The organism is Cupriavidus sp. 05L310, from assembly GCF_056398185.1.
Genome location: NZ_JBFTOX010000071.1, coordinates 42,324 through 52,346 on the forward strand (window position 1 = coordinate 42,324; position 10,023 = coordinate 52,346).

Here is a 10,023-nt window from a genome sequence, read left to right on the forward strand (position 1 = left end):
CATCGTCGTGCCGCCGTCATGGCGGCGCACGGATATCAGGAGCACATCATGAGCCGTTGGCAGAGTTTCCGGATGTTGGCAGGCTGGGCACTGGTTTGCGCCGCCAGTGGCTCCATGGCAACCGTGTTGGCGCAGACGCTCCCTGCCTGATAGCCTTCCCGGCCCGCATCACCACTTGTACTATCGCAGCGCCGACGCGCTGTGCGACATCGGCGCGCCCATTGAGGCGCGCCGATTTTTTTGCTTCCTGGCCGATTTCCGGGGAAGACCGCGCCGGTTCATCGGCGACCTAAGCGGCCGACGGGCTATGATCCGCTACATTACCGAGGCAGCCGCATTACATTGCTCCAAATGAGCCACAGCCCTCAACAGCATCGGGTACAAGACCTCCTCACTTCCTATTTCTGGAGTGGCGACGCCATCCGCAGCCGGCGCGTGAGTGACATCGTGCTCTCAGGCACGGTCGACGTGCCTGTCCCCCCTGCACGTTTGCTTGCAGATTGGGCAAGGGAGATATCGTCCCGCCTGGTCCTGGAGCCCGGGGATGTCGAGGCAATGCCTCTGGCACGAGCGCGAGCGCGCTGGCCGGACTACACGCGCTGCGTGCAGGCTGTGTCCGATTGGGCGTGCGCGCTTGGACTGCCTGGGGTGCTTGCCTCCAGTGACGTAGCCCTCATGGCCTGCCGCGGCGCAAGGTATCACCATGACGGTGCGCAATATGGCGGTGCGGCCTTTTGCAATCTCTTCCTGAGCGAGGACAGGGGGCAGGACTTGCATTTTCCCTCTTTGGGTCATCGCATCCCGCTGACCCGGGGCACGGCGGTGATATTCGATACTTGCCAGCCTCATGGCGTAATTCAACGCCGCAGCAGCGGTTTTGATGTAGCCGACTTCCCGCCCGACCAGGACTGCACCCAATTATTCCTGACCTGGGAGCTTCCCATCGAAGATGCCCACGTTGGGCGCGCACTTGAGGTTGCCTTCGACATCGCCCCTTCGACCTCGCTGCAACTGAATGAAGAGCAAGTCTGGCTGAACGGTGCAAGGGCCAGCGTGTGCCCGGATTCTGGCCAGTGGTGCCGGGCCGACTGATCGTCGGGTAATGCGCGCGCCATTCGCTTCCCGATTTCGGCAGGGACGAAGCCATCGGCGGCTCCGCCATCTTGCGAACACGTTCAGTGGCGCCCGCTCAGTGCGATGGTGTCCGGCTATTTGCGCACGCCCGGAAAGGCGTTCACGTATTCGATGGTGAAATCCCCAAAGGCGTCGACGATCTGGATCTTGTAGTCGGCATTGCCGCTGACGATTTGCCATTCGCCAGGCTTGTCGGGGAAGGCATCGATCTTTTTCACTTTCAGGTCGGCAAAGGCGTTTACCACCTGGACCTTGTAGTCGCCAAAGGCATTGACGAACTGGATCTTGCCGTGAATCCTGGACACGTCCACGGCCGTTGCCGCCACTGCATGGAGCGATGTGCAAAAAAACAATGCGAAGAGGGCGGTTTTCCGCATGAGGTGATCCTTCGGGGGACGGGCGGAATTCTAATGCCTGGAAAGGCGAATTGTTCGAAATACGAAGATTGGACGACTGGGACCTAGCCTGGCCGGAGCGACGCGGGCCTGCCGCCTTGCCATCCGGGATCCGTGGCGAAGTACTCCGCCAGGAAGTCCAGCATGGTGCGCAGGATCGCCGGCATTTGCCGTTGATGCCCCAGACCTTGGTGGCGAGACCGTTGAGCTTGGTCACGTCGGTGTTGGCGATGGCCTTGTTTTCGGTCTTCTGCAGCCCCAGCACCGGATCGATGATGTAGGCGCTGAAGGTCTTGGCCGTGGCGTTGATCGACAAAGCCACGTAGGCCCACTGGTTGGCGCTGAACTTCATGCCCTGGATGTCGTCGCGCTTGCCGCCGCTGCCGATGTTGAAGCGGATCTCGCAGCTGCCGAACAGGCCGAGGGCGATGCCGGCGTTGCTGCCCGAGACATAGTTCTTGTTCGACAGGATGGGCTCGCCGGTGCCGTTGCCCTGGGTGCAGTCGGACTTGAACCAGAAGCCGATGGTGAACTGCGGGGCGAGCGCGATATCGGCGCCGCTCTGCGTGAGCTGGTAGGCATCGATTCTCGAGTCGACCTTGAGCGACTTGCCGCCAAAGTTATCGCCGCCCAGCGAGCCGCCGTCGGTGCCGGGGACCCAGGGGCCGATGGCGGTAGTGCCCTTGCTGTCGGTTGCCGGCAGCGTCTCGAAGCTGTAGTAAGCGGACAGGTTGTTGCGCAGCGTGTCAGCCAGCACGATCGGCTTGACGTAGTTGATCTGCGCCAGCATCGAGGCGGGCACGCCGTTGCGCACCAGCGTGTAGTTGAAGCGATAGATGCCGCTGGCGGGCGCGTTGAGCGTCTTGTCTTCGTAGCCGGTGGTGCCGGCCGGCAGCGTGGCGATCTGCACACCGTCGCGCAGCAGCGTCATGTCGCCGCCGGCGGTGGTGGGGTTCTGCCAGGACAGCAGCAGCGAAGCGTTGTAGGCGCCCACCACGGAACTCAAGGCGCGCACGCCCACGTTGCCGGTCAGGGCCGAGCCATCGAGCTTGTACGAGGCGGCAGGCACCGCCACGCCGGTATGCGCGAGCACGGTCGGCAACAGGTCGGCTTCGGTCGGCAGTGCCGAGAGCGCGGTTGCATTGGCGGGCGCCGGGGGGAGGTTGCTGGCCAGCGCCGCATTGAACGGCTTGTTGAGCGCGATGAATGCGGTGCGGTTCTGCACTGTCGGCAGCGTGGTGGTGGCGCCCGTTGCGTCCAGGCCGTGGCTGGTGGTCACGGCCACCAGCCAGTCTTCGTTCGCATTGGCCTGGCGGCGCGCCTGCACGGCCGCCAGCAGCTTGCCGAGCGCCTGATCGAAGCCCGACAGCGCGGTGGCGTAGCCGCCGCCCTGGAAGCCTTGCGCGGCGGCCGCGGCATCGGGCGCCGTGTACTGGGCGAAGACCACGTCGTAGCCCGACTGCACCAGCTTGATGGTCTCCTGCGTCACGCAGTTGTCATCGGCATTGCAGTCGCGCAGCGAATCGAGGTTGCCCGCGGTGACGTCGGCCTTGAGCAGCGCCGGCAGCAGGGGCGCGCTGGTGGCGCCGCCAAGGCGCAGCCGGGCTGTGCCTGCGGTGGCGCTGGCGCCGCGCAAATACTGGAACACGCTGGGCGCCTTCAGGCCGGCCGCCGCGGCCACGTCGTCGGTGACCCCGTGGCGGTCCGCCCAGCTGCCGCTGAGCACGGTGGCCCAGCTCGGGCCGTTGAGCGGAGCCTGCTCGGTGGTGGTGCCGAGCCTGCCACCGGTGGCGGCGGGCGTGATCGCCAGCGTGGCCAGGTTGGGCAGGCTGCGCTGGGCCATTGCGCTCTGCAGCCGGCTGTAGGTGGCGCCATCCACACCGACCAGCAGCACCTTCTTGCTGGCGGCGCCACCCGGCCCCGCGTTGTTCTGCTCGGGGGCCGCCGTCGCCGGCGTGTCGTTGCCGCCGCCTCCGCCTCCGCATGCCGCTACCGTACCTGCCAGGGCCAGGCCACACGCCATGCGCGCCCGCTGTTTCCATGCCATATCCGATCCCTCTTTTCTGTTGTCTGAAGCGGTACGCCGAATTGCCGGCGCTGCCGATCGCGCTCCCCGCGACGCGTTCGCAGAGTAAGAAAAGGGGTTGTCACCCGGGTGACAGGGAGGCAAAGAATGCTGATGCGCCTATTTGGATTCTTGAGGCGACAGGCGCGGCGCCGTATGCGCGGACCCTGGCGTGGGTGGCGGGAGCCGGGAATTGGAGGCGGAGCCGGCCGTGGAGGTGGCCTCTGAAGGCAGCGGAGAAGTGCGGAGATGGGAGGGGAAAAACCGGGATGCCGCGCGTAGCGGAGCATCAATCGCGCTGCGCTGTCCCCGTCATGGCGGCGGAGGCGACGCAGCGGCGGCGGGTGGCGCCGCGAAACTCATGCCTTTGCTGTTTGATTGGACGCGCCGCTGGATTGCGTGGCCGTGCGCCGGACCATCAGCGCCAGCAGGGCGGCCACCACGCAGGCCGCGCCGGCCGCGTACAGGGCCGGCGTATAGGTCAGCAGCAGGGTGCGTGTGAGGCCCGCGCCAAACGCGGCCGTGGCGGCGCCGACCTGGTGGGCCGCGAAGATCCAGCCGAACACCATCGGCGCGCGCTCCTTGCCGAAGACGGAGCCGGCCAGCTTCACCGTGGGCGGCACCGTGGCGATCCAGTCCAGGCCGTAGAACATGGCGAAGATCGACAAGCCGTACAGCGTGAACGTGGAGTGCGGCAGCCAGAACAGCGACAGCCCGCGCAGCCCGTAGTACCAGAACAGCAGCTTGCGGCAATCGTAGCGGTCCGACAGCCAGCCCGACAGGATGGTGCCAACGAAGTCGAATGCGCCCATCATCGCCAGTGCGCCGGCGGCGGGCACCGCGGCCATGCCGAAGTCCGCGCACAGCGAGATGAAGTGGGTCTGGATCAGCCCGTTGGTGCTCAGGCCGCAGATGAAGAAGGTGCCGGCCAGGATCCAGAAGGTCTGGTTGCGGGCAGCATCGCGCAGCACAACGAAGGGGCCGCGCAGGGTCAGCGGCGCGGGCGGCGCGCTGGCCTGCACCGGCGCGGCGGGCGCATGCACGGGCACTTCGCCGTAGGCGCTGAGGCCCACATCGCCGGGTCGGTTGCGCATGAAGCAGAACACCAGCACCGCCAGCAAGGCGCATGCCCCCAGCACCGGCAGCACGGCGATGCGCCAGCCCATATGCTCGATCAGCCAGGCAGCCACGGGCAGGAAGGCCAACTGGCCAGTGGCCGAACTGGCCGTCAGGATGCCGATCACCAGCCCGCGCCGCGCGCTGAACCAGCGGCTGGCGACCACGGCGGCGAGCACCAGCGCGGTCAGGCCGGAGCCGACGCCGAGCATCAGGCCCCAGGCGATAAACAACTGCCATAGTTCGGTCGCCACGGTGGCCAGCGCCATGCCGCCTGCGATCAGCGCCAGCGCTGCCCAGACCACATTGCGCACGCCGAAGCGTTCCATCAGGATGGCCGAGAACGGCGCCATCAGGCCGAACAGCGCAAAGCGGAAGGCCAGGATCGACGAGATCTGGTCGGTGTCCCAGCCCATCTCGCGCGTCAGCGGTTTCAGGAAAGCGCCGGGCAGGCCGAGCGCGGCCGAGGTGGTCAGCATCACGCTGAAGGTGATCGCGGCGATCAGCCACGCGTAGTGGATGCCACGCCGGTCGAGCCGGCTGGAAAGTGCTTGAGCGAACATTGGATATCCGGGGGCGTTGGGGTCTTGGTGAGGTGTTCGTTATTGCGCCAGCGGGCCCAGCAGCATCTCTCGCGCGGCGGCGAGGATGTCTTCGGACAGGGCATCGCCTTCGGTGGCACGCGCCAGGGTCATCGCGCCCACCAGCGTGGCGAGTTGCGCCAGCGCCAGCTTGCGCCGCTCGGCCGGGTCTTCGTGGTCGACCGTCTTCATCCAGTCTTCGACCATTTGCCTGAAGCCATCGATATAGACCTGGCGCACCGGCTTGTCAGCCGGTTCGCGGGCAATGTCGCTGGCCAGGGCCACCGCCGCGCAGCCATCGCCGGGGCTGGCGCAATGCGCCTTGGTCAGATAGGGCTCGACCAGGTTGGCGCGCATCACGCCCTTGTCACCTTCGGCGCGCTCGATGCGTCGTGTCCAGCGCCGCGCGGATTCCTCGAAGGCGCGCTTGCTCGCCTGCGCGGCCAGCGCGTCCTTCGACGAGAAGTGTCCGTAGAAGCCGCCGTGCGTGAGGCCGGCGCCGGCCATCAGTTCCGCCACGCTCACGCCGTTCAGTCCGCGTTCGCGAAACAACCTGGAGGAAGCCTGCTCGATGGCTTCCCGGTGCTTCTCTGCCTGCTCTCGTGATGCACGCGCCATGTTTGTCTCTCCTGCCAAAACTTTGCTTGACCGGAGTTTAGGTGATACCCATAATTTATTCAATAGATGTTGAGCATCATTTAAATTGGTGCGGCCGACAGCATCACCGATGCGGGCGGCGCTGACTTTCCCTCAGGAGAATCATCATGCAGAACTTGTTCGATCTCACCGGCCGCGTTGCCGTCATCACCGGCTCCACCAAGGGCATGGGCCTGGAAATGGCGCGTGCGTTGGGTGCCTCCGGCGCCGCGCTGGTGGTGTCCGGCCGCGACCAGGCGGCTTCCGAAGCGGTAGCCGCGGCGCTGCAAGGCGAGGGGTTCAAGGCCAAAGGCATCGCTTGCGATATCGGCAACCTGGAGAGCATCCAGGCGTTTGCCAGGCAAGCGCTGGACGCCTACGGCCGCGTGGACGCGCTGGTGCTGAACGCGGCGGGCAGCGGCGTGGCCGGGTCACTGCTGAGCCAGGGTCCGGAAGAGTTTGAGCAAGCCATGGCCGGCAATGTGCGAGGTAACCTTGTGCTGGTCAATGCGCTGGCCCCGCAGATGATCGGACGCGGCGACGGCGCCATCATCTTTATGTCGAGCATTGCGGCCAAGCGCGGCTCGGCCATGCTCGGCCTGTACAGCATCACCAAGGCAGCCACCGACGGGGCCGTGCGCAGCCTGGCGCTGGAGCTGGGGCCGAAGGGCATCAATGTGAATGCGATCAACCCCGGCCCGGTGCGCACCGAGTTCTCGCGCGAGGCGCTGTGGGGCAATCCGGAGCAGGAAGCGAGGCTCGTCGCCGGCATTCCGATGCGCCGTATCGGCGAGGCGAAGGATGTGGCGGGCCTGGCCGTGTTGCTGGCGTCACCCGCCGGCCGCTTTATCCACGGGCAGAGCATCGGCGTGGACGGTGGTCTCTCCGCGTGACGGCGTGACGGCGGGCCGCCTCAGCTATGCATGCCCGCCAGCCCCATCAGCAGGCGCAACAGCAAGGCCGCCGCACCCAGCGCCGCCACGCTGGCTACCCAGATCAGCAACAGCCAGCCAACCCGCTTGAGCCATGGCTTGGGCGGCTGCGCGCGGCCGCCGTGGTTCGTCGCCGCCATCAGTGATAGCCCTCCCCATGCCGTACCTTGCCCCTGAACACGTAGTACGACCACACCGTGTACATCAGGATGAAGGGAATGATGAACAGCGCGCCCACCAGCGCAAAGCCCTGGCTTTGCGCTGGCGCGGCAGCGGCATAGATCGAGATGTCGGGCGGCACGATGTTGGGCCACACGCTGATCGCCAGCCCGCTATAGCCCAGGAAGACCAGCGCCAGCGTGTACATGAACGGCGCCAGGTGGGCATGCTGCTGCAACGAACGGATCAGCCGGTACATGGCGAACGCCACCAGCAGCGGCACCGGCGCGAACCAGATCAGGTTGGGGAAACTGAACCAGCGCTCGGCAATGCGCGGCTGCGAGATCGGCGTCCAGATGCTGATCACCACGATCACCGCCAGCAGCACCCAGGCCAGCTTGCCGGTCAGTTCCAGCATGCGCTCGTGCAGCTTGCCTTCGGTCTTCACGATCAGCCAGGTGCTGCCCAGCACGGTATAAGCCACCACCACGCCTAGCCCGCAGAACAGCGGGAAGGGCTGCAGCCAGTCCAGCGGCCCGCCGGCAAAGCTGCGCCCGCTGACCTTGATGCCATCGATATACGCGCCCAGCGAAACGCCCTGGAAGAAGGCCGCCATCAGCGAGCCGCAGATAAACGCCTTGTCCCAGACGTGGCGCTCGCGGTCGTTGGCCTTGAAGCGGAACTCGAACGCCACGCCGCGGAATATCAGCCCCAGCAGCATGAAGATCAGCGGCAGGTAGAGCGCGCTGAGCACCAGCGAGTAAGCCAGCGGGAAGGCGGCCAGCAGCCCCGCGCCGCCCAGCACCAGCCAGGTCTCGTTGCCGTCCCACACCGGCGCCACCGTGTTCATCATCACGTCGCGGTCATGGCGGTCCGGCACGAAGGGATACAGCATGCCGATGCCAAGGTCGAAGCCGTCCATGACCACATACATCATCACGCCAAAAAAGATGATGAGGATCCAGATAAGAGAAAGGTCGATGCCCATGATGATCAGCTCCTGCGATCGGCCAGACGGTTAGCGGAGGCCACGGCGTCCGGCACATCGCCCGGATCGTCCACGGCGGACAGCGGGCGCGCCGGAGTGCCTTCCACGCCGTGGCCGCCATCGGGTTCCGGGTCGCCTTCATGCATGACCGGGCCCTTGCGCACCAGCCGCATCATGTAGGCGATGCCCACGCCGAACACGAAGAAATAGGCCACCACGAACAGCGCGAGCGAGAACGCCAGTTCCGGCACGCCGTGCGGCGAGACCGCGTCGGCGGTGCGCATCACGCCGTAGACCACCCAGGGCTGGCGCCCGATTTCGGTGGTGAACCAGCCCGCCAGCAGCGCGATCAGCCCCGCCGGGCCCATCCATAGCGCCATGCGCAGGAAGGCGCGGGAGTGGAAGAGCTTTTCGCCACGCCGCAGCAGCAGGCTCCAGAGCCCGAGCAGGATCATCAGCATGCCAAGCCCCACCATGATGCGGAAGCACCAGAAGATGATGGTGGCGTTGGGCCGGTCCTCCGGCGCGAACTCCTTCAGTCCCTTGATCTGGCCATCCCAGGTATGGGTGAGGATCAGGCTGCCAAGGCGCGGGACTTCCACCGCGAAACGGGTTTCCTCGCGCTTCATGTCGGGCCAGCCGAACAGGATCAGCGGCAGCGCTTCGTCGCCGCGGTTTTCCCAGTGGCCTTCGAGCGCGGCGATCTTGGCCGGCTGGTGCTTGAGCGTGTTGATGCCGTGCATGTCGCCGATCACGGCCTGGATTGGCGCCACGATCAGCAGCATCCACATCGCCATCGAAAGCATCTTGCGGATGGCCGGGTTGTCGCGCCGGCGCAGCAGGTGCCACGCGGCGGAGGCGCCCACGAACAGCGCGGTCGCGAGGAATGCCGCCACGCTCATGTGCACCAGCCGGTACGGGAAAGACGGGTTGAAGATCACCGCCAGCCAGTCCACCGGGACCACGCGGCCGTCGATGATCTCGAATCCCTGCGGAGTTTGCATCCAGCTGTTGGAGGCCAGGATCCACGTGGCCGAGATCAGCGTGCCGACCGCCACCATCAGCGTGGCGAAGAAATGCAGGCCGGGGCCGACCCGGCTCCAGCCGAACAGCATCACGCCGAGGAAGCCCGCTTCCAGGAAGAACGCGGTCAGCACCTCATAGGCGAGCAGGGGGCCGGTCACGCTGCCGGCGAAGTCCGAGAAGAAGCTCCAGTTGGTGCCGAACTGGTAAGCCATGACCAGCCCGGACACCACGCCCATGCCGAAATTGACGGCAAATATCTTGGACCAGAAATGATAGAGGTCGCGGTAGACCGTATTTTGGGTGCGCAGCCAGCAGCCTTCCAGCACCGCCAGGTAACTCGCCATGCCGATGGTGATGGCGGGAAAGATGATATGGAAGGAAATGGTGAAGCCGAACTGGATCCGTGCCAGGTCGAGCGCGCTCAAGCCGAACATATCGTGACCTCCATGAAGCTGTGCCGGCGGGCCTGGCTTGCCAGTCTGGGAGCGGCCTTGCCGCGGCGCGCAGCAGCAGCAGCACAAGTCACTAGAGTAGACCACCCGGCGAGCGTATTGGAAGTCGCATTTTTCGTGCTGGGTGGATGGATCGGCTGGCGGCGGGGTGCCGCGGCCTTGGCGGGGCCTGACCGGGCGGGCAGGTTTGAAGCGGGGATGTCCATGAGCATTGCCGGGAGATTGGGCACGGTGCCCGATCCTGCGTGTTGCGCATTTTGTGCGTTTCGCGCCGGGCGCATGCCATGGACATCATGTTACCGGCGGGGCGGGGAACATAACAGAAGCAACCGGCGACAAAAAGACCGTATCAGAATAGCCGGCAAAACGGCGGCAGGGAGAGTGCCGTTCTCAGGCGCCGGCGCGCTCTGCCTCATTGCGCGCTTCGGCAAGCCGCAGGTCGCGCAGGTAGCGCGGCCTGGCGATGAAGAACACGGCGGCTGCGACCAGCGAGATCAGCGGAACCACCTGCAGGGCCCCGAGCAATCCGATCCTGTCGG

General features: G+C 65.8%; 7 protein-coding genes and 1 pseudogene. 2 read left to right on the top strand and 6 right to left on the bottom strand.

What is annotated here, in order from left to right:
- Positions 1–351: 351 nt before the first annotated feature.
- Positions 352–1,092, top strand: a complete 741-nt coding sequence (locus AC1DS6_RS36525; protein WP_441633611.1) for a hypothetical protein — start codon at positions 352–354, stop codon at positions 1,090–1,092.
- A gap of 582 nt (positions 1,093–1,674) precedes the next feature.
- Here AC1DS6_RS36525 and AC1DS6_RS36530 read toward each other — a convergent pair.
- From AC1DS6_RS36530 to AC1DS6_RS36540, 3 genes and pseudogenes are all read right to left on the bottom strand, one after another.
- Positions 1,675–3,576, bottom strand: a pseudogene (locus AC1DS6_RS36530) (alkaline phosphatase family protein); the annotation flags it as partial.
- Between the two features lie 377 nt (positions 3,577–3,953).
- Positions 3,954–5,273, bottom strand: coding sequence for an MFS transporter (locus AC1DS6_RS36535; protein ID WP_477104327.1), 1,320 nt, complete (start codon positions 5,271–5,273; stop codon positions 3,954–3,956).
- Between the two features lie 39 nt (positions 5,274–5,312).
- Positions 5,313–5,909, bottom strand: coding sequence for a TetR/AcrR family transcriptional regulator (locus AC1DS6_RS36540; protein WP_441635793.1), 597 nt, complete (start codon positions 5,907–5,909; stop codon positions 5,313–5,315).
- 146 nt (positions 5,910–6,055) lie between these two features.
- On the opposite strand from AC1DS6_RS36540, the gene AC1DS6_RS36545 reads away from it, so the two are divergent.
- Entirely contained in the window at positions 6,056–6,820 is a 765-nt protein-coding gene (locus AC1DS6_RS36545; RefSeq protein WP_477104328.1) for an SDR family NAD(P)-dependent oxidoreductase, read from the top strand.
- A gap of 20 nt (positions 6,821–6,840) precedes the next feature.
- Here the strand turns inward: AC1DS6_RS36545 and AC1DS6_RS36550 are convergent, their stop codons facing one another.
- From AC1DS6_RS36550 to AC1DS6_RS36560, 3 genes are read right to left on the bottom strand one after another with little or no spacing between them, the layout of a single operon-like run.
- Entirely contained in the window at positions 6,841–6,999 is a 159-nt protein-coding gene (locus AC1DS6_RS36550; RefSeq protein WP_276290887.1) for a DUF2474 family protein, read from the bottom strand.
- A complete protein-coding gene (cydB, locus tag AC1DS6_RS36555; RefSeq protein WP_441635789.1) occupies positions 6,999–8,006 on the bottom strand; it encodes a cytochrome d ubiquinol oxidase subunit II in 1,008 nt (335 codons plus the stop codon). The genes AC1DS6_RS36550 and cydB overlap by 1 nt, the downstream gene beginning before the upstream one ends.
- Before the next feature lie 5 nt (positions 8,007–8,011).
- Positions 8,012–9,466: a cytochrome ubiquinol oxidase subunit I gene (locus AC1DS6_RS36560; RefSeq protein WP_477104329.1), complete on the bottom strand. Its 1,455-nt coding sequence runs from the start codon at positions 9,464–9,466 to the stop codon at positions 8,012–8,014.
- Between the last annotated feature and the right edge of the window lie 557 nt (positions 9,467–10,023).